General features: G+C 38.6%; 10 protein-coding genes. 7 read left to right on the top strand and 3 right to left on the bottom strand.

Annotated features, from left to right (window positions below; translation table 11 throughout):
* The first annotated feature begins 198 nt into the window (after window positions 1–198).
* The 7 genes from HMPREF9456_RS17640 to HMPREF9456_RS04615 all read left to right on the top strand — a co-directional run bounded on the left by HMPREF9456_RS17640 (window position 199) and on the right by HMPREF9456_RS04615 (window position 15,678).
* Window positions 199–1,176, top strand: a complete 978-nt coding sequence (locus HMPREF9456_RS17640; RefSeq protein ID WP_006842310.1) for a ligand-binding sensor domain-containing protein — start codon at window positions 199–201, stop codon at window positions 1,174–1,176.
* Between the two features lie 74 nt (window positions 1,177–1,250).
* On the top strand, window positions 1,251–4,277 hold the full coding sequence (locus HMPREF9456_RS04640; RefSeq protein ID WP_338033519.1) for a hybrid sensor histidine kinase/response regulator transcription factor: 3,027 nt from the start codon (window positions 1,251–1,253) through the stop codon (window positions 4,275–4,277).
* 449 nt (window positions 4,278–4,726) lie between these two features.
* Window positions 4,727–7,951 (top strand): SusC/RagA family TonB-linked outer membrane protein, encoded by a 3,225-nt coding sequence (locus HMPREF9456_RS04635; protein WP_006842308.1) that lies wholly within the window; start codon window positions 4,727–4,729, stop codon window positions 7,949–7,951.
* Window positions 7,952–7,983: 32 nt separating this feature from the next.
* Window positions 7,984–9,609, top strand: coding sequence for a RagB/SusD family nutrient uptake outer membrane protein (locus tag HMPREF9456_RS04630; protein WP_006842307.1), 1,626 nt, complete (start codon window positions 7,984–7,986; stop codon window positions 9,607–9,609).
* 155 nt (window positions 9,610–9,764) lie between these two features.
* Complete coding sequence (locus HMPREF9456_RS04625) at window positions 9,765–10,886, top strand: basic secretory protein-like protein (protein WP_006842306.1); 1,122 nt, start codon at window positions 9,765–9,767, stop codon at window positions 10,884–10,886.
* 1 nt (window position 10,887) lies between these two features.
* Complete coding sequence (locus HMPREF9456_RS04620; protein ID WP_006842305.1) at window positions 10,888–13,215, top strand: GH92 family glycosyl hydrolase; 2,328 nt, start codon at window positions 10,888–10,890, stop codon at window positions 13,213–13,215.
* Window positions 13,216–13,329: 114 nt separating this feature from the next.
* Window positions 13,330–15,678 carry a GH92 family glycosyl hydrolase gene (locus HMPREF9456_RS04615; RefSeq protein ID WP_006842304.1) on the top strand — a complete coding sequence of 783 codons (2,349 nt, stop codon included), beginning with the start codon at window positions 13,330–13,332 and terminating at the stop codon, window positions 15,676–15,678.
* 72 nt (window positions 15,679–15,750) lie between these two features.
* Here HMPREF9456_RS04615 and HMPREF9456_RS04610 read toward each other — a convergent pair whose 3' ends face one another.
* From HMPREF9456_RS04610 to HMPREF9456_RS04600, 3 genes are all read right to left on the bottom strand, one after another.
* Window positions 15,751–16,296 carry a DUF2179 domain-containing protein gene (locus tag HMPREF9456_RS04610; RefSeq protein ID WP_006842303.1) on the bottom strand — a complete coding sequence of 182 codons (546 nt, stop codon included), beginning with the start codon at window positions 16,294–16,296 and terminating at the stop codon, window positions 15,751–15,753.
* Window positions 16,297–16,425: 129 nt separating this feature from the next.
* Window positions 16,426–17,547, bottom strand: coding sequence for a lipid II:glycine glycyltransferase FemX (locus tag HMPREF9456_RS04605; protein ID WP_006842302.1), 1,122 nt, complete (start codon window positions 17,545–17,547; stop codon window positions 16,426–16,428).
* Window positions 17,548–17,948: 401 nt separating this feature from the next.
* Entirely contained in the window at window positions 17,949–21,374 is a 3,426-nt protein-coding gene (locus tag HMPREF9456_RS04600; protein WP_006842301.1) for a DUF1080 domain-containing protein, read from the bottom strand.
* Window positions 21,375–21,376: the final 2 nt, after the last annotated feature.

The following is a 21,376-nucleotide window of genomic DNA, read 5'->3' as shown; positions in this document are numbered from 1 at the left end:
TTACTGCAATACAATTAAAGAGTTTTATGTCAACCGTTTTCAGCATTCACAATATTATAAAAATTTAATTCTCGAACGATTTAACTATATTTTTACAATATTATCTCTTATTTTTGTAAAATTAAATGCTCTAAATTCTTTGTTCTTCAAATACTATGTTAGGCTATATATTATAAAATAATTTAGTTCCTCTAACTCATGAAGAAACATATTCATGGATACATTGTTATTCGTGAGACGCTAAAACCACCATACAATTCGAGAATGAAACAATCAACCATCTTATTTATAATTTATTGGTTATCTGTATTTTCTATTCTAAGTTCATCTGCTGCATATGGGACTCATAGAGTTGGGAATCTTGACCTGTCGAATAATGCTGTATTATGCATGTACCAAGATCAAAATGGATATATGTGGTTTGGTACATATGATGGCCTCAATCTATATAATGGGAAAAACATGTATGTCTATCGCTTCGAACTAGACAACGAATATTCACTTTGTAGCAATATCATACATAAAATTTCGCAAGCAGGTACTGACCATTTGTGGATATCCACATTCCTTGGGCTTAACAAATTCTCCTTAAAAGATAGGCGAGTAACGGAGTCGCACCCCGAATGCCCCGAAGCAAAACTGTTAGCCGCAGACAGTAAGGGTAATACATGGGTTATATGTAAACGAGGATACATTTCATATTATTCATCATCTTCCGACTTGAAAAGATTCCAAGATATCCATCTCCCTGAGGCTGACACAGAAAGTATAAAAGATATCTTCTTTACCAAAAATGATAAACTTTATCTGATAACAAACAATGGAAAGCTTCTTAATATAGAATATTCTAAGAAACAAGATTTGGATATAAAGCTAAAAACTCATGAAATAACAATGCATGATAAAAATATAGATTATGCATCTTATGAGAACAATAAGATTTACTTCGTTGATAAAGATCAAAAGCTGTACCTATATGACATAATTGCTTCAAAGAAAATATTACTATCAGATATATCGCAACTCACAACCAAAAATGGAGGTATAGCAAAAATAACATCTTTCAAATATGACGTGTATATTGCGTTCAAAAACAATGGCGTAGTAAAATTGAATATAGAAGACCACTATCGGCCGGAAGTTATAACCAGCGGGATCGGCGTTTTTGCTTATTAAAAGACAATAAACAAGATATACTATGGCTTGGAACAGACGGCAAAGGTGTAGAAATGTTCTATCAAAATCACGATATGTTTGGGAACATCCTACTCGAGCATTTACCATTCGACAGTCAAAAACCTGTTCGTTCGATATATACCGACGAGCATAACAATCTTTGGGTCGGCACAAAAGGTGACGGTATTTTTTTGATTAAAAATTACGATAAGTTGAATAATGTAAAAATTCCATCATCTGAAATAATCCATTACACAACAACCGAAGGGCTGGTGAGCAACCTTGTATTTTGTTTTTTACGTAGCAAAAAGAAAGACATAATCTGGTTAGGAACAGAAGGGCCGGGACTTTCTTATTATTCATACAAAGACAATAAAATAAAGACGGCAATAAATAAGACTCCGAACACAATAGGTAAAGTTCATTCAATATGCGAGGTAAATGATTCTACCTTATGGATGGCCACAGCCGGAAATGGCTTATTGGAAGTTGTTGTTGACAATCAGGCTCCAACAGTTGAAGTAAAATCTATAAACGCCTTCTTCCCGAAGAAAAACGATAAGACATGCAACGAGTTCCACTCTATGACTTATGACGGAAAATCAACATTATTTATAGGGAATAGAGGTGGTTATGGAGTAACACGATTTAACATCACGAACAAACAATACGAATTTATCCCGATCAATAAAGCCGAAAGTACTGCTATTGGTGATGTCTTAAGCGTTTATCAGAGTAAAGACTCTGTATTTTATTTTGGAGCCAGCTCAGGCCTAACTCAAATGCAGTTTTTCAAAAACGGAAATCATACAATCAAGCAATTTGACAGAAAAAGTGGTATTATAAATGATATGATACACGGGATACTGGAAGATAAAGAAGGCTGCATCTGGCTAAGTACAAATAAAGGACTGGCTAAGTATAATCCGCATAACGATTTTTTCCACAACTATACATTTCCTGATCTAAAAGTCTTTGAATTCTCTGATGATGCCTACTGGCATTGTCCATATACGGGACGACTTTTCTTTGGTGGCATAAACGGACTCACATGGCTAGAGCCCGGATATAGTTTTGAGAATAGCTATAGACCCGATCTTTATTTCTTTGGATTAAAAATATCAGGAGAAGATCGTCCATTATCAAATTATATCAACAAGGACACTAAATATCTCGAAATCCCTGCCAATATTGCAGCTTTTTCCCTCTCTTTTATAGCTGTAGACTATATCGATGGAGAAAATTATGAATATTCGTACATGCTGGAAGATTACAATAATGAATGGACAGATTTACAAAAATCAAATGAGATAACATTCACCAATCTGCCTTCGGGAGACTACGTTTTGAAAGTTAGATATAAGAATGACGTATTCAATTCCGATGAAAGATTCTACACCCTCCATATAAAAAAACTACCTCCTTGGTATTTCACCACATGGGCAATAGTTGGATATGCATGCTTATTCTTGCTTGTTTGCGCATACATCATTTATATGATTCGCAAAAAAATAATAAACAAGCAAATACAACTAGCGAATAAAATAGAAGAAGAACAAAAAGAGAAGTTGATAGAAGCTAAACTAGACTTCTTCACAAATGTCACTCATGAGTTTTGCACTCCGCTAACTCTAATAAATGGGGTAACCGATCGTATAGAGAAAACTCCAAATATGGATAACAACTTCCATAAGTATATCGAGATCTTGCGCAACAATGTTGATAATCTGAATGAACTGATCCAAGAGATACTCGATTTCAGAAAATTAGAAGAATCCAAGTATAACCTACATATAATAAAGAACGCTCCTGTTGCTGAACAAATAAGGAAACAATCTGAATCATTCTTTTCTATTGCCGAGCAAAATAAAATACGGTTTAACCTGCAAGTTTCGGATAAACTACTTTGGAATACAGATATAATATGTTTTAATAGAATATACACCAACCTTGTATCCAATGCATTTAAATACACAAAAGAAGGTGGAGAGGTAAGAGTTACCTTAAAGGCTGACAACGATACCTTAACTCTAAAAGTATACAACACAGGGAAAGGAATTGAGGCTTCTAAAATTCCGATCATATTTGACCGCTATAGTATCCTCGAAGAAATAGGGAGTGACAATCAATATTCCCGTACATCTTCACGGAATGGAATCGGGCTGTCTATTTGCCAAAGCCTTGTTGAGTTATTACAAGGAAGCATAAAAGTAGAAAGTGAAGTAAATAAATATGCAGAGTTTATTGTAGAGCTGCCTCAACTGGAAATAAAAGAAGTACCTGTTGCTACTCTTCAAGAGTCGGTAAACGTTGTACCGGATGACAACTCAGGCAAGAGTTCTAAACCAATAATACTCGTTGTAGATGACAATGAGGATATAATATGGCTCATTAATGATATTTTATCAGATGAATATATTATCAAAGGAGCCAACAATGCAAACGATGCGCTTAAACAAATAGAAAACCAAATGCCGGAACTGATCATCACTGATATTATGATGCCTGAGGTGAGCGGACTAGAACTTATAAACCAAATAAAATCAGACAAAATAACCAGACATATTCCTTTAGTTATTATCTCAGCAAAGATTAGTGATGCAGATCAATCTGAAGGTCTCGATGTTGGGGCAGATGCATATCTTACAAAACCATTTTCCCCACTCTTTTTGCGCTCTGTGATAAATCGTCTTCTAAATACGAAGAAGAAACTAAAAGACTATTACTATTCACCCGAAAGTGCACTTGAATATTCGGATGGGCAAGTAATACATCAGGAAGATAAAGAGTTTATGGAGTCCGTTATTTCGATAATAGACAGTAATATCGAAGAGGAGAATCTTAGACCCGAATTAATAGCAGAAAAGCTTGGCACAAATACACGGAATCTGTACAGAAGATTTAAGAAAATAACATCACTTACACCAAGTGATTTTATAAAAGATTACAGATTTACTTGTGCTGCAAAATTATTAATCACAACAAACCTCACCATTCAAGAGATTATATATAAGGTGGGGATAAATAACAAATCTTACTTCTATAGAGAGTTCTCAAAAAAATACAATATGACCCCTAAGGAATACAGGCAGCAAAAATAACTAGACAGACCGAATAGTATCCTAAAAAACCAAAAAGGTATCCTCGTTTACATCATGTAAATAAGGATACCTTTTTCAGCTTTTAAGATAAAGAAATAAACATACAGAAATATTAACATTGCATGTTCCTTATTGGAATAAACATTAAAATAGCTCAGAGGAATTCTTAAAGATATTATATACAATATAAGAATTGCCCAGGGAAAACAGAAAGGCATAAAACATCGATTATCAACCTAGAAATTTAAAGACTTACAGATAGGTAAAAGGTTTATAAAACAACTTTCAGGTATAGCAAGACAAAGGAAAATACATTACACTCCCTATAATATTAACCTCTAAAACCTAGAATTTATGTAACATTCATTAAAACCAACTCATTTTAAATCCAAAACAGAGACGAACGTCTCAAATAACTAATTACAAGTTAACTTAATAAAAATCATATTATGAGAAAAAAATCTGCAAGTAATACTTCTAAAAGTTACTACAAGGATTATGTCAGAAAGGCACTTTTTCTATTTCTTTCTCTCATGATCTTTCAGTACTCATCTGCTTCAGCTCCTGCAGCCGTAAAGGATGCAAATGAAAGCAAAAGCATTGAACAGAATAACATCACTGTGAAAGGCACAATAAAAGATGCAACCGGCGAGCCATTAAGCGGCGTAAGCGTTGTTGTCAAAGGTACTACAACAGGAACAATATCAGATCTAGACGGTGCATATACTATTACTGCACCAAATTCCAATTCAACACTTGTATTTTCTTTTATAGGATTCCATACACAACAAATAGTTGTAGGTGCAAAAACCAGCATCGACGTGGTATTAGTAGAAGATGCTAAAGCCTTGGAAGAAGTTGTAGTAGTAGGTTACGGTACAATGCGTAAATCAGATGTAACCGGATCTATATCAACCGCAAAAGGTAGTGACATCATTAAGAACCAATCATTTAATGCCCTTGAAGGACTAAAAGGTAAAGCTGCCGGTGTAAATATCTTCTCTAATACAGGACAACCCGGAGGAGAAGTTCGCGTTATCATCCGCGGTATATCCACAATCAATGCTTCTGCAAGCCCATTATACGTAGTTGATGGAGTGGTTATGTCAAACTTCCAATATCTTAATCCAAATGACATTGAGTCTATCGAAGTATTGAAAGATGCATCTTCAGCTGCTATCTATGGTGCACGTGGAGCAAATGGTGTTATCCTTGTAACTACTAAGCGTGGTGGCAATACAGGAAAACGTGCTCGTATTTCCTACGACGGTTCACTATCCGTTAGCACAATGTCCAGATATATGGATGTTATGAATTCTAGCGAATGGATGGCTGCATTTAAGCAAGGTTTGGAAAATGCCAATGCTTGGCAAGGTAAAAACTTTACTACAGATCTATCTCAGATTTTCACAGACACACGTTTGTTTAATTCAGATGGTACACCTATATATGATACCGATTGGCAAAAAGAAGCAAGCAGAACAGCTTTCTCGCACAATCATCAGTTAAGTATTCAACGTGGTGACGAAAACTCTTCTGTAGGAGCATTCTTAAACTATACCGACCAACAAGGTATTCTCCGTAATTCTTATTTCAAACGTTTGAATGCAAAAATAGCTTATGATGACAAACCAACTACATGGTTGTCAACAGGTATCAATTTATTAGTGAACCATACTTGGGGTAACAGAACTTCGGACAACCCATACGGTCAAGGTGCTTTACGTACAATGATCGAACAGTTGCCATTCTTGCCTGTTGAACTGGATGGAGTATATACTCAAACAAATATCATTAAAACAAACTCTATTCTCAACAATAAGGACAATCCGGACAGCGGAAAGCAAGGATTCAGCCCCGAAGGTGTTGGTAACCCAGTTGAGTTGCTTGAGCGCATCCAAGCTATGCAATACAAAACGCAAATATTTGGTAATGCAGCTTTGACTTTCCATCTTGCAAAAGGTCTTGATTTAAAGACACAGATTGGTGTTGACTATCAGAACAATCGTAATACCAATTACACGCCGTTCACACCACGTCCATTAATCAATCAAAGCTCTACAGGTTCAGCTTCTGCAAACAACTCTAATACATTATATTGGCAAGAAGAAACATACCTGACTTACAATAAGACATTAGGAAAGCATTATATCAATGCTATGGCGGGTATGTCGTGGCAAGAACGTAACTATACATACTTCAGTGCTTCAGGAAGCAAATTCTCTGATGACTTCTATGGTTACTACAATTTAGGTAAAGGTGAAGATCGTCCTTCGGTAGGTAACGATCACGATAAATGGACAATGAACTCTTATTTCGTACGTGGTGCATATTCTTATGACAATAAGTATATGGCTACAGTTACAGGGCGTTACGATGGAGCTTCTAAATTTGGAGAAAACAACAAATATGCTTTCTTCCCTTCAATCGGTTTGGGATGGATGGCTTCTAATGAAAACTTCTTGAAAGACAATCAGGTTATAAGCAAACTGAAACCACATGCTTCATTTGGTGTAACAGGTAACTCTGAAATAGGAACTTATGCATCATTAGCTACTATCGGTCAATCAACTACTATTATCGGAAATGGTTTACAAACAGTGTCTTATATGAGCAGAATGCCTAATCCGGATCTGAAATGGGAAAAAACAAGTCAATTAGATTTTGGTATTGACCTTGGTTTGTTCAACAACAGATTGAACTTAGAAGCATCATATTACCACAAGTACACTACCGACCTATTGCTTAGCCGCCCTATACCTCTATCAACAGGATACTCTTCTATTACAACAAACGTAGGAGAAGTTTCTAACCGTGGTTTGGACTTATTGATTAATGCATATCCGATTGACACTCGTGACTTCCAATGGAATACAACTCTAAATGTAAACTACAATAAAAACCGTGTAGAAAAGCTGGATCCAAGTTCGTCTGTTGATCAAATTACAGGCAAACGCCAAATCCTACTTGATGGCTTTGTTGGTTATGAGATGTTAATACGCGAAGGTGAGGAACTTTCTACTTTCTACGGTTACAAACGTGCCGGTATCTATGATGGAGTTCCTTCTAACTGGGATGCTGAAACAATGAATATACCTTCAACTATTGGTGAAAAAGTTACATATAAGCAACGTCAGATTCTTGGTAATGGTTTACCTGATTGGACCGGATCATTCATCAATACTTTCAGATATAAAGGTTTTGATCTAACATTAGATCTACAATTCCAATGGGGTGTAGATGTTATGCAAGAGTTCTTCCACTCTACAGAGGCTCGTTTCTTAACTAGTGGTCTTACTCGTCTTTACAAAGACGCATGGCACCCAACATTAAACCCTACAGGTACAGCACAAGCTATTCGCTTGAACAACTTTGGTCAGGGAGCAAACAACCAAGCTGACGACACTTGGGTTGCCGATGGTTCTTACCTACGCGTAAACCTGATCCAATTTGGTTATACATTCAATCCTAAAATTATCAACAAAGTAGGCCTTTCTTCATTACGCTTATATGCTAGTGTGAACAACGCTTTCCTACTTACATCATCTGACTATTTAGGATATGACCCTGACAACTCATCTCGTTTGGGTGACAACAAGTGGGGTACCAACCGCCAGTTCTTTACATATCCACGTCCAAGAACATTCACGTTTGGTCTTAATGTAGCATTCTAATTAATAGTAATAAACAATAAATTCATAATCATATGAAATTGCATAAAATATACAAATCCATCTTTTGCATGATTACATTATCATTAGTAATGAGTTCATGTGATGGCTTCTTGAAAGAAGAGCCGCTGGATGAAAAAACTGCAGGTCAGTTCTGGAAAACAGAATCTGATGCTAAAACAGCTGTAAATGCACTTTACTTCGGTGGAGTTCCATATTTGAATAACATTGATGTTGATGGTGGTTGGACACCTAAAGCCACCATGTGGGGAGGTATTATGTCGGGCTTGTTTGTTGACAAACGTAAAGATAGAACGTTTACGACTGCATCCGAAGGAGGTAACTTTAATATTGAAGCATTCGATGCTACAGCAAGAAAGCTTTGGTCTGAATTCTATATCGGTATTTCACGTGCAAACTTCGTTATTGCTAACATTCCAACAATGACTAACGTATTAAGTGAAGCACAAATAAACAATTTTGTTGCACAAGGTAAGTTCTTCAGAGCATACGCTTATTATTATTTGGTAAAAGAATTTGGTGATGTTCCTTATGTAGACAAGCCTTATACATCTTTGGATGGTATATATGTAGAACGTACACCGTCTGTAGATGTATACAAACACATCGAAGAGGATTTGCTTAGCATCATCTCCGGAGATGTGTTAGCTAACAAAGCATTTTATGCGAATGGTTGCTATGTAACTAAACCTATGGCTCAAACGCTTTTAGCTCAAGTATATTTACAATGGGCAGGTGCTCCTCTCAATGGCGGAAACGAGTATTATACTAAAGCAGCTAACATGGCTCTTGAAGTAGTAAAAGGTGGACAACACGCCCTTATACAACCAGAAGGAAGTAGCGATGATCTTAACTCTGCTTACAACGTCATTAAAACAACAAAATCGTCGAATGAAATCATCTTCGCTAAAGAATACAACCAAACCAGTTACAATGTAGGTAACTCTTATGCTTGTCGTTCAATTGGAACAGATGCTTTCCAATGGGGTATTTTCAAACCGGGTGGAGACGTTTTGTATAATGCATACTTGCCTTGCGATATGTTGATCAATAGTTATGCCCCTGGTGATATCCGCGGACATGAAAAACAATTCTTCTTCAGAGAATATACTTACAAGATAGGTGAAAATACTATAACAAGCACATTAAACAATGTTGGAAACTGGGCTTGGCTTGATGAAAATGCTCTAAAAACAGGTAAAGATGGTGACTACAACATGCCTACATTCCGCTATGCAGAAGTATTGTTAATTGCTGCTGAAGGTCTTGCACGTACAGGAAAAGAAGGTGATGCTAGAACTTATCTTAACCAAGTACGTAAACGTGCCGGACTAGCAGATGAAACTGCTGCAGGCGATGCGTTGATACAGTCTATCTTAACTGAGCGTTTCCACGAATTCCCATTAGAGTTCAAGATCTGGGACGATATCCGTCGTACTCGTTTGTATCCGGAAGCTGATGGAAACCAATCAGGTAAACTAAAATGGGTTCCACTTGCAACTGCAAAAATTCAAAACAAACCTGATGGAAGTATTAAAGTTGGCGCTATTCCTGAATATGCTCTATTATGGCCTATTCCATTGAGTGAAATGCAAGCTAACCCTTCTCTGCAAGGACATCAGAATCCAGGATGGAATTAAAATAAAGATCCTCACTAAAAGTGAATCTTATTTGAAACCTATATAAAATTAATAACCTGCAATTCCCATTGCAATAAAGGAATTGCAGGTTGTTTAACTATAAATTACGAAAACAAGTATCTCTTTTATTTCTCAAAAACAATTGACAGAATATAATGAAAAAGCTAATATTATCTGTTCTACTTGTTCCTTTTTTAGCTTGTCAAAGCCAATCATTATCAACGAATCCGAAAGAACTGTTAGATAATGATATTACAACATCTTACACAGGAAAAAGGAAACTGAATCAAATTGTATTTGATACAGAATATACCACACCTGTGTTAAGCTATAAAATATACTCTACAGGGGAGCTCCCTGCTTATGATCCTACTAACTGGACTATAAAAGGATCGAACGATAGAAAAAAATGGACAATAGTAGATGAGAGAAAAGATCAGATTTTTTGTTCACGTTTTCAGGAAATATTATGTGTAGTACAAAAGCCTGCAACATACAAATATTATATGCTGGAGGCCAAAACGTCCAACAATGACACGCTGAAGATTGCAGAAGTTGTATTATCAAATAAAAACTTAAAAGCTGGTTGGGAAAACTTTAAATATCCCAAAGTAGTATTTGAGTCTCTCGATCCCGATACTGAGGGTAATAAGATATATCATCAGCTAGTGCAGAATCCTGACGAGTATGTAAAATACCATACCCAAAAGGTAGCCGAAATATTGTACTATACAGCTAATGATCCAATGGTAGATGTACAAGAAATAGACTATACATTGAAAAATTACAACGGAGTTTCGGCTAAAGGAGGCAGTTCTCCTAATATAAATATAGTGTATAGCACACAGCACATAGAAAAATCGGCTAAAGAATCATTACATAAATTAGATTTCGAAACACGTGGCGTTCTTTATCACGAATTGACACATGGTTATCAATTTGAACCAAAAGGCATTGGAAATTACGGCAATAATAAAACGTTCTGGGCATGTATAGAAGGTATCGCCGATGCAGTGAGAGCCCAAGCTGGACTGTTTGATATGAGTACACGCAAACCCGGAGGCAACTGGATGGATGGTTACCGCACCACAGGATTTTTTATACAGTGGCTCACAACTAAAGACCCGGATGCAATCCGTAAATTTCACCTTACAGTAAGAGATATGGATGTATGGAGCTTTGATGGCGCTATCAAAAAAGTTTTCGGACCCGAAGCGAGCATCGAAGGCATGTGGAATGAATATCAGGAATATTTAATAAATAACGCTAAAAAATAATATGCAATTCAACAAAATTGTCCTCACTTTTTCTTTATACATTTTGTGTGGTATGGTATCCGGACAAGAGAAGACATCCTATGTCAACCCCATGATTGGCACTGTAAAAATGGGACATACGTTCCCGGGAGCCTGCGTTCCTCATGGCATTGTACAGTTAAGCCCGGACACGGATACTATACCTCATAGTATAAACGGTGTATATCAGAAAGACACATATAAATATTGTGCCGGATACCAGCACGACGACAAAACCATTGTAGGGTTTAGTCATACACACCTGAGTGGGACAGGACACTCCGACTTAGGAGATATTTTAATCGTCCCCGTAACAGGATCACTCAAGTTTAATCCCGGCACTGCCGACAAACCGGATTCTGGCTATCGCTCACGCTATTCGCATGATACAGAAAAGGCACGTCCCGGATACTATGAGGTTGTCCTCGACGACTATAAAGTAAAAGCACAGCTAACAGCAACAGAGCGTGTTGGCGTACATAAATACACATATCCCGAAGGTGAGGTTCAGAAAATATTATTGGATCTTACACACGGAATCTATAATTATGACGGGAAAGTACTTTGGGCAAGCCTGAGAGTTGAAAACGACACCCTGATAACAGGCTATCGTATCACGAATGGTTGGGCAAGAGAAAACTATACTTACTTTGCCATCTCTTTATCGAAGCCAATAAAAAAATATGGGTATGTAGATAAAGAAAAGCCTAAATACTCGGGATTTTGGAGAAAGTTTGACTTACAGAATAATTTTCCTGAAATAGCCGGTCGAAAAATTGTTACTCATCTCGAATTCGATAATAATGCGTCAGCTCCTCTTGTTATAAAAGTAGCTTTGTCGGCAGTGAGTACGCAAGGAGCAATAAAAAACCTTGAGGCTGAAACGAAAGGAAAATCTTTCGACCAGATAGCCGCAGAAGCAACAGCAAAATGGAACAAAGAATTGAACGTAGTAGATATAACAGGAGACATTGATAAGAAAACAATGTTCTATACATCATTATATCACACGATGATCAACCCTTCGGTATATATGGACGTGGACGGGCAGTATAGAGGTATAGACCATAACATACATCAGGTTGAAGGCTTTACTAATTATACTATCTTTTCTGTATGGGATACCTTTAGGGCCCTCCACCCATTATTCAATCTCATCAATAGAGAGCGAAGTACCGACATTGTAAAATCGATGATCGCTCACTACGAACAAAGCGTTCACAAGGCATTACCTGTTTGGTCTCACATGGGCAACGAAAACTGGTGCATGATCGGTTATCACTCTGTGTCCGTTTTAGCCGATGCTTTGGATAAGGGTTTGAACATAGACAAAGACAAAGCGTTGGAAGCGATGATAAGCAGTTCTAACCTCGATTACTATGATGGTACAGGATATTACAAAAAGCTTGGCTATGTCCCTGTTGACAAAAATGGAAGTGGCTCATCCATCACCCTTGAATATTCGTACGACGATTGGACAATATACAATACCGCTAAAAAGATAGGAAACCAAACAGTAGCAGATGCTTATCAGAAAAGGGCTTTGAGCTACAGAAACGTATTCGATCATCAAATAGGTTTTGTACGTGCTCGTTTAAGCAACGGTGAGTGGAAAACACCATACAACCTGCTAAGCACACATGGAGAAGGTTTTATTGAAGGCAATTCATGGAACTATTCATTTTTTGTTCCGCATGATGTAAAAGGGCTTATCAAAGAAATGGGTGGCGACAAACAGTTTGTACAACGCCTCGACTCACTTTTCACCATGCACTTACCTGATGAGTTTTTCGCAGAAACAGAAGATGTTACCCGCGAAGGCGTTATGGGTAATTATGTACATGGGAATGAACCAAGCCACCACATAGCATATTTGTATGCTTGGACTTCGCAGCCTTGGAAAACACAGTATTGGGTACGGGAAATTATGAATCGTATGTATCGCAATAGTATCGATGGTCTCTGTGGCAATGACGATTGCGGACAGATGTCAGCTTGGTATATATTCTCAGCGATGGGCTTCTACCCTGTTTGTCCGGGTACAAACCAATATATTCTGGGAGCTCCTTATTTTCCTTATATGAAAGTAAACTTAGGAGAAGGACGATATCTGGAAATAAAAGCAGATAAAGTAAGCGATAAAATGCGCTATGTAAAATCGGTAAAGCTGAACGGTAAACCGTATACAAAAGCTTATATCAATTATGATGATATCAAAAATGGAGCTGAGCTTACATTCGAGATGTCGTCAACACCAAACAAAAAAAGGCTGTTCAATGAAGACGAAAAGCCATATTCTCTTTCTAAATAACTTGTTACACTAAGATAAGAGTCATCTATTTATTCCGTTTGCTAGGTCTGGAGTTTGGGACAATACTTACCTAAACTCCATAGCAAACAAACTCTCAATTTTATTACAAAGATTATGAATAAACTGTTTCGGGCCGCTGCCATTCTTATTATACATTTCACAGTCTTATCATGTAGTCAGAAGACACCAACGGAGGACATGGCTATTAATATGACATTAAATACCTATGTCAACCCTTTTGTTGGTACATCCGGATTTGGTAACGTATACCCGGGAGCTCAGATTCCATTTGGAGGAATACAAATAAGTCCCGATACCGATTGTGACTATTACGATGCTGCAGCGGGCTATAAATATAACCATATGACAATAATGGGATTCAGCCTTACACATCTTAGTGGTACAGGAATCCCCGATCTGGGTGACTTCTTATTTATCCCTGGCACAGGCACAAAGAAATATACTGCGGGAACACACGAGAACCCCGATGAAGGATACCGATCACGATACAGCCATGATAAAGAATGGGCATCACCCAATTATTATGCTGTAGACCTATTAGACTATGACGTGAAAGCTGAAATGACTTCCGGCATCCGATCCGGAATATTCAAATTCACATATCCAAAAACAGATAGTGCTTTTGTGATGATAGATATGGATCATGTACAATGGTTTAAAACAGCATGGTCTCAATTTAGAATAGAAAATGACTCAACCATCTGCGGATTTAAGCTGGTTAATGGATGGGGACCCGAACGCTATGTTTATTTTGTAGCACAGTTCTCCAAGCCATTCAAACGCTCAGGGATCATGCAAGACGGTAAACCTGTAATCTATGATACAAAACGTTTCCGTAGCGATAAAGTAGCCTATGGAACTAAGATTATGGGATGGCTTGATTTTGATGCTGCGCAAGGAGCTGAGATAGAAGTAAAAGTTGCTATCTCTTCTACCGGCACATCAGGAGCGTATGCCAATCTGGAAGAACTGGATAATCAGAACTTTGACAGCCTCAGAAAGAAGGGAGAAATACTTTGGGCTAAAGAACTAAACAAGTACAAAGTAAAAGGAACCAAAGAGCAACTGGAAACATTCTATACCTCTGTATATCATGCCTCGCTACATCCTTTTGTATATGAAGATATAGATGGAAAATACAGGGCACACGATTCGAATATTCGTAATACCGATAGCAAGTTTACAAACTATACCGTGTTCTCATTATGGGATACATACCGAGCTCAGCACCCTCTGTTGAACCTGACGAACCCTGACAGAAATGCAAACATGATCAACTCTATGCTGGCTCATTACGACCAGAGTGTAGAGCACATGTTACCTATCTGGTCTTTCTACGGAAATGAAACATGGTGTATGATAGGCTATCATGGGGTGTCGGTTATTGCCGATGCTATAGTAAAAGACATCAAGGGCTTTGATTACGAGCGTGCGTATGAAGCGATGAAAACCACAGCGATGAACCCTCATTACGATTGTTTACCCGAATATACAGCTATGGGTTGGGTACCTTTCGACAAAGAGCGTGAGTCTGTTTCTAAGACATTGGAATATGCCTATGACGACTATTGCGTCGCTATAGCTGCCAAGAAACTAGGAAAGGAAGAAGACTATAAATATTTCCTCAATCGTTCTCTATCTTATCAAAACCTGATAGATCCGGAAAGCAAGTTTATGAGAGGACGCGACTCTCATGGCAACTGGCGAACACCATTTGATGCTGTAGCCTATACAGGTCCGGGTTCTGTTCATGGCTGGGGAGACATTACCGAAGGTTTTACCTATCAATATACATGGTATGTACCTCAGGATGTACAAGGATATATAAACGAGATGGGTAGTGATGTATTTGAACAACGTCTCGACTCTATGTTCACAATGGAACTGCCTGATGATATCCCGGGAGCGCATGACATTCAAGGACGAATTGGTGCATACTGGCATGGCAATGAACCTTGTCACCAGATAATATACCTCTACAACTATATCAAACAACCGTGGAAAGCACAGGAAAAGATACGCTATGTACTCGATACTTTCTACGGCAATAAGCCTGATGCTCTAAGTGGAAATGATGATTGCGGACAAATGTCGGCATGGTATATCTTCAACTGTATGGGATTCTATCCTACATGCCCCTCAAGCAACATCTATGCTATAGGTTCTCCGGGACTGGAAGCTGTAGAGCTTACATTGGCAAATGGAAAGAAGATATCCATGACCACCGAAAATTACAGTAAGCAAAACGTCTATATACAGGCTATGTTCCTCAATGGAAAGGAGTATAACAAGACATATATTACTTACGACGATATAAAGAACGGAGCCGACATTAAGTTTGTATTGGGTAGCAACCCGAACAAATCATGGGGAACTGCGGATGAATCTGTAGCACCGTCGTTATCCAAGCCGAAGGAGACACTTCGCTATATAAAGAATTAGACTTGTAATGGAGTCTTAGTTTTCACTACATTACTAAGCCTGTCGATTATCTTATCGGCAGGCTTTTTTATTTTACTTCCTCACAAAGTTTTTCAATGTAAATATCCCCTCTTTCTTATATCTGATATCTTCAACCAGATAGAAAACCTTCGAATCAAAATCAGAGATTATACCAATAACTTCATTCAACGATTTTCGTCCTATGACGATCTCCACAATATGAACCTGAGATACAGCTCCTTCTCCTTTCACAAAGGTAGCACCGATATCCTTGCTGTTCAGCACTTTTATAAGTTCCAATGCTTCTTTTTTTGTGTATACACGCAATAACTGATACCCAAAGGCAATCCTGTTCTCAACCAAGATACCAACATAATTACCGGCGGCATAACCGGCAGCATAAGCAATATAAGCGATCAGGCTATTGGCTTGGGAGAATATCTGAGAAATAATAACAACCCAGATAAACACCTCAAAAAAGCCGACAATCGGTGCTTTATATTTTTCACCTTTCGATACAAAGATGATACGCAATGTACCCAGTGTCACATCACATATACGGCCAAAGAAAATCATCACAGGCAATAGCCAAGGATAAGCCTCAAAAATGGTAAACATAGTAATCCTTTTTTATTTTTTGAATAAATATAAAGATACAAAATAACACTCCTCACATCTGAAACAATACGAGAAGAAACTAATCTATATTAGATATCTTTACCCTTAAATAGGAATAATTACAGAATGTCAAGACAAATAGTAGCCTTGTGCATTCATCTCGCTGATCAAAAGATAGCGGTAGTTTTCTTCATCCAGCAGATAGTCCCAGCAGCCCAGATGATGAAACAGCTCTCCTCCAAATCCGGTCTTGAACTGATAGAGTCCATACATGGGGTGTGAATGATCAGGTCCCGGCGAAACACCAAACATATCGTACTCGGTACAACCATATTCCTTCGCTATTTTTATAGCTTCCAACTGGAGTGCGTAAGTCGGCATATAGTTTCTCTTGCGAGAAGATGATGCCCCATATAGATATGTCCCTCTATGCCCCGACATTACCAGGAATATAGCAGCCAAAGGCTCTCCTTCGTGCTCTGCTAATAGGAGTTCGACCCGAGCCGGAGATGCGGTATCATCTGCTTTTGCAGTCAATACCGAAGTGAAATACTCTATATCATTTATATATAGCCCGTTTCGTAAAGCAGTCTCTTTATACAGATCGTACCAAATAGATATCTTATCCAACCCCACACGATTGACACGGATACCTTTTTTCTCGGCCAGACGTATATTGTAACGTGTCTTTGGTTTCATTTGCATCAGAATCTCATCTTCCGAGAGGCTCAGATCAAGATATATAGTAGTAGATGGTAAAATATCGGAATTGCTCTTCCTCAGATTCCACTCTACAGTACCATAGTTTAGCTGAAACTCCTGATATTTTTTTTCAGGAGGCCCAATCCATACTCCCTGGTCATCATAGTTGCTCTCGTCGCACCAGTGCGATTGCCAGTTGAGATCGTAGCGGATAGCTATACAACTCTTAGGCAAATGAGAACGTATTATTTCAGACAACTCCTCCAAAAATCGCCCTTGAAATTCCTCAGACGGCTCTATCTCGGGGCCATAAGGCACATAGGCCATGCTATATTCCGAGTTTAAAGGCTTTTGTAGTACTAGTACATCAGCATTGGTATATGAGTGTCCTCCTACATTTGTGTATATATCTCTATTCTTTACCTTAAAGTCGAAAGCTTTGGTTCCCAACCCCTGATGACTCTTCACCTCAGACCAAAAGGCTGTTTGTTGTACAATCGGTGTATCGTTTATGTCTCTTATTTCTTTTTCAAATACTTCAATTACCATGATTTTTACAAAATAGCTGCAAAGATAGACATAATAAATATGTAAAACCAACCAAGATACAAAAGGTGACTATTTCACAAAACTACATTACACTACATCACAGCTACTTAACCCCTAAAAGGTGACAAAAGTGACACTTTTAGCAGCTCTTTTAACCTGTCACTTTCCCCTACCCTCTTTCAGGGCTAAAAGCCTATATATAAGATAATTTTGAAAAACTTAAATACAAAAGAGACTGCCGGAGGAATGTTTTTCTCAATTGAATTACCCTCTTTGTCATTCTGAATGAAATGAAGAATCTCGACTATTCAGATACGAGATGTTTCACTTCGTTCAACATGACAGAGAGATGATGAAAAACATTCCTCCGGCAGCCTCTTACTTTGACGCTATCAAAAAGCTTATTTCAGTTCTTTAATCCTTATATTTCTAAACTTAACCGGCGAACCATGTCCCAAGAAGCCTATATGTCCCTTCGGATTGAATAACCCCGGATGCTGGTGTCCGTCTGCTGTTCCATTCTTGGTTGCTTCCTTGATATCTCCATCCAGAATAACCTCTCCGTTGAGCGTTACCTTTATATGATTACCATTTGCGATTATCTCTTCCTCGTTCCATTCACCCATCGGTCTGAACTTAGCACGTTTTGCTCCTATTATGCCATACACCGAGCCATGCACTTGCAATGGAGTGATATCTTTATAAACAGGATTATCATGATCTAATATCTGGATTTCCATGCCGTCGTACGCTGCATCTACCCCCATCGGTGTACGGATACCTACCCCGTTGTTAGCGGCAGGAGTAAGTTGAAACTCGAAACGGTATATAAAGTTTGCAAACTCATCTTTAGTGTAAAGATTTCCACCATGACCACCTTTCGGATCGAGGGCAATACAACCGTCCTGCAATTGGTAATCGGTTGTATTACCTGTCCACTGGTGGATATTTGTACCATCAAACAGAATCTTGAATCCTTCCTTTTTCTCGTCTGCCGATAGCTCAAAAGGCTTAGCCCTTTCCAATTCTTTGACATATATATTACGATAATATACTTTGCTACCATGAGCTTGCAGTTCTATCTGCTCGATAGGCGAAATCGGCTGGCTACGATCCCAGTAGTTCTCAAGAATCACATTATCTACGACCAGCACTCCATTCAATTTTACAGTAACACGGTCTCCTACCATTTTAATATAAAACGTATTCCATTCTCCCAATTTATTATCAGCGAGAGTCAATGGGTCTTTCAGATTTTTCTCATTATTATACAATCCGCCCGATCCTACTTGTGCTCCTACATTTACACGCGACACATCCCATATCTGCACTTGAGGAACTCCCCTCAAATAAATTCCGGCATCTGCCTCAGGCCCCGCAGGATCGAGATTCCAGTCAACATACATTTCAAAGTCGCCATACTGCTTCACAGTGCAAAGGTTATCTCCTCCTTTTCCGTCGAAGGCAAGAATTCCATTTTCAGCTTTCCAATGTTCTGCTGCTACCTTATCGGCTGCTTGTTGTTTTTTAGCCAACACAGCAGGTTTCATTTTTGCACGGGCTATCGGATTTTCTACAATGCCTTTCCATCCATCTAAGTCTTTCCCGTTGAAAATAGAAACAAAGCCTTCTTCTTTCGGCATTTCATTCAGATGCTTGCGGATAGCCTGTTTTTGGTAATCTGCATCAGCATTGCTCAATACATCTATTACCTTGTTCAACAGTTCCTCTACCACTTTGCCTGTATAATTTTTATTGCCTAAAGCTATTTTAGCCACAGCATCTGCTGCAGCCTGTTGCAAAGGCTTACTGTCCAGATATTGTCCTGCACATAGCAAAGCCAGATAAGAACCTGTATTACCTAATTGAGACAAAATACTATTCTTTTGCACATCAGTGCGTGCTATTTCCAAAGCATCGGTAAGAAGCAAACGCCTGTTTTCTCCTGTAAGCTTAGGATTAGCCACTAATTGTATATATCGGTTAATTGCCCTGTCGAAATACAGGATATCCGCTCTGTTTTTGCAAATAGCAAGTAACTCAGCCGCAGCACCAGTATCTTTCGAATCTGATAATGCCTGAAAAGCGGCATCCTTTGCCACTCCACTTTCTTTGTTGAAACGATCTACAATAAAGCTCAATGCTTTTTCATCACCCGTCTTTGATAGCACAGGATAATATAAATACTGTTTATCGCTGCCTACCTGCCCCATACGAGCCATGATGACATCATATTGTTTTTCCTTTGGATAGGACTGGAGAGCACTTGCAATCGCCTGCTGAACAAAAGGAACATTTTCTGAAGAAGCCGCCTCTAGAAGAGCATACAATTGGTTTAGGTTTTCAGCCGAAACCACATCTTTGAGAGCTGTATATGCAGCAGTCTGCACATCCGGCGATGTCGAATTTATCTGTTCGAGTACTGTAGCTATATTAGCCGAAGATTTGCGCTCAGCCAACAATTGCAATCCGGCAACTTTGCCGGCTGCGTTTGCTCCTGATATCACAGGAACAACGGCAGAAGCAATATCTCCATTTGTAACAGATAATGCGTTTTTGGCTATTGCTACCGTTTTAGGATCGGCATCGTTCAATAAATAAGCAAGAGCTGCTATCGCCTTCGGGTCTGCAGTCTTAGCCAGTATATTTGCTGCCGATTTTTTCATATCAACGCTACCTGCCGTCAAAAATCCAATTGCAGGTTCTATGATCAAAGGATTTATTTCGTTTCGCTTATTTTGCGATTCGCATTCCTGCCCGAGCCAGTTGAGAATATCCAACTGTGCATCAGATTTTGCTTTTTTCAATGATTTGATCAACTCCGCATACATTTTGCTATCTGCATAGTCAGATGCGTATGTCAATGCAGCATATCTGTAATTACGACTGTCGTCTTTCAGTGCACTTTGCAGTTGCTGCAAGGCATTTGCAGGTTTCGCTTCCATCAATATTTGCAATGCTGCTGCACGGGTCTGTGTTTGCCCTGCTTTTTCTGCTTTTTTCATCAGGTCCGCGGCTGCTTTTTCTGCCTCTTTTTTATCCCCTTGAGTCAGTACACGTTTGATGAGGGCAATATAGGCTTCGTTAGCACCACTTTTACCCATCGTATAATTATCTTTCTCGGCTGCTAGGGCTAAATCCTGTAAAGAAGCCTTTGATCCGAGTTGACTTAATGCATACAATACAGTTTTCTTTTTGTTAGTATCGTTGGTATCTAACAATCGCCTCAGTGGATTTTCTGCATCGGTTACTTTCAACTTAGCTAATGCCAGAATAATACTTTCCGAAGACTTATCGTCGACAGAAGCACTTAAAGCATTCAACAACGCTTTTTGCGACAACGGCGTGTTAATCTCTGATAGAGCTGCGGCGGCAGGGCCACAGAGAGAATCATCGTTGAGGTATGTAGCCAGTTTAGCAACAGCCTCATCCTTGCCTATCAACTCAAGTTGTCTGATAATAAAAGCTTTGATCTCACGATCACTTACCATATCAAGGGCCTTGATATAAGCATCAGCCACCACTTGTCTTTTATCGCCCATTCCTTCGGCAGAAACATAGTGAGAAAGTCCGCTTAATGCAAATTCTACTTGCGAGTTAGCACCTTTGCCCAAAGGATTCATCATCTTTACCAACAGCAAGACACCTTCTTCTCCTGTAGAAGCCAAGTCTTTTATCTGGGTATAATATTGTTCGGTTTGCTGAGCCGGCATTTGTGCCAAAACATCAGCAACAATAGTTTTAGCCGTTCTGTTTGTCGGATATTGTGCAAATATCATCACTGAACAAAACAGAAATACGCCTAATAAAGAGTATATTTTTTTCATGA

The sequence above is a fragment of the Dysgonomonas mossii DSM 22836 genome (genome assembly GCF_000213575.1).
Classification (GTDB): domain Bacteria; phylum Bacteroidota; class Bacteroidia; order Bacteroidales; family Dysgonomonadaceae; genus Dysgonomonas; species Dysgonomonas mossii.
The sequence above is the reverse complement of the archived record's forward strand: the minus strand, read 5'-3'. Positions and strand labels throughout refer to the sequence as shown.

Excerpts from the sequence above, each read along its gene's own strand:
- HMPREF9456_RS17640 (WP_006842310.1), top strand. The coding sequence starts at position 199 with ATGAAGAAACATATTCATGGATACATTGTTATTCGTGAGACGCTAAAA.
- HMPREF9456_RS04640 (WP_338033519.1), top strand. The coding sequence starts at position 1,251 with ATGTTTGGGAACATCCTACTCGAGCATTTACCATTCGACAGTCAAAAA.
- HMPREF9456_RS04635 (WP_006842308.1), top strand. The coding sequence starts at position 4,727 with ATGAGAAAAAAATCTGCAAGTAATACTTCTAAAAGTTACTACAAGGAT.
- HMPREF9456_RS04630 (WP_006842307.1), top strand. The coding sequence starts at position 7,984 with ATGAAATTGCATAAAATATACAAATCCATCTTTTGCATGATTACATTA.
- HMPREF9456_RS04625 (WP_006842306.1), top strand. The coding sequence starts at position 9,765 with ATGAAAAAGCTAATATTATCTGTTCTACTTGTTCCTTTTTTAGCTTGT.
- HMPREF9456_RS04620 (WP_006842305.1), top strand. The coding sequence starts at position 10,888 with ATGCAATTCAACAAAATTGTCCTCACTTTTTCTTTATACATTTTGTGT.
- HMPREF9456_RS04615 (WP_006842304.1), top strand. The coding sequence starts at position 13,330 with ATGAATAAACTGTTTCGGGCCGCTGCCATTCTTATTATACATTTCACA.
- HMPREF9456_RS04610 (WP_006842303.1), bottom strand. The coding sequence starts at position 16,296 with ATGTTTACCATTTTTGAGGCTTATCCTTGGCTATTGCCTGTGATGATT.
- HMPREF9456_RS04605 (WP_006842302.1), bottom strand. The coding sequence starts at position 17,547 with ATGGTAATTGAAGTATTTGAAAAAGAAATAAGAGACATAAACGATACA.
- HMPREF9456_RS04600 (WP_006842301.1), bottom strand. The coding sequence starts at position 21,374 with ATGAAAAAAATATACTCTTTATTAGGCGTATTTCTGTTTTGTTCAGTG.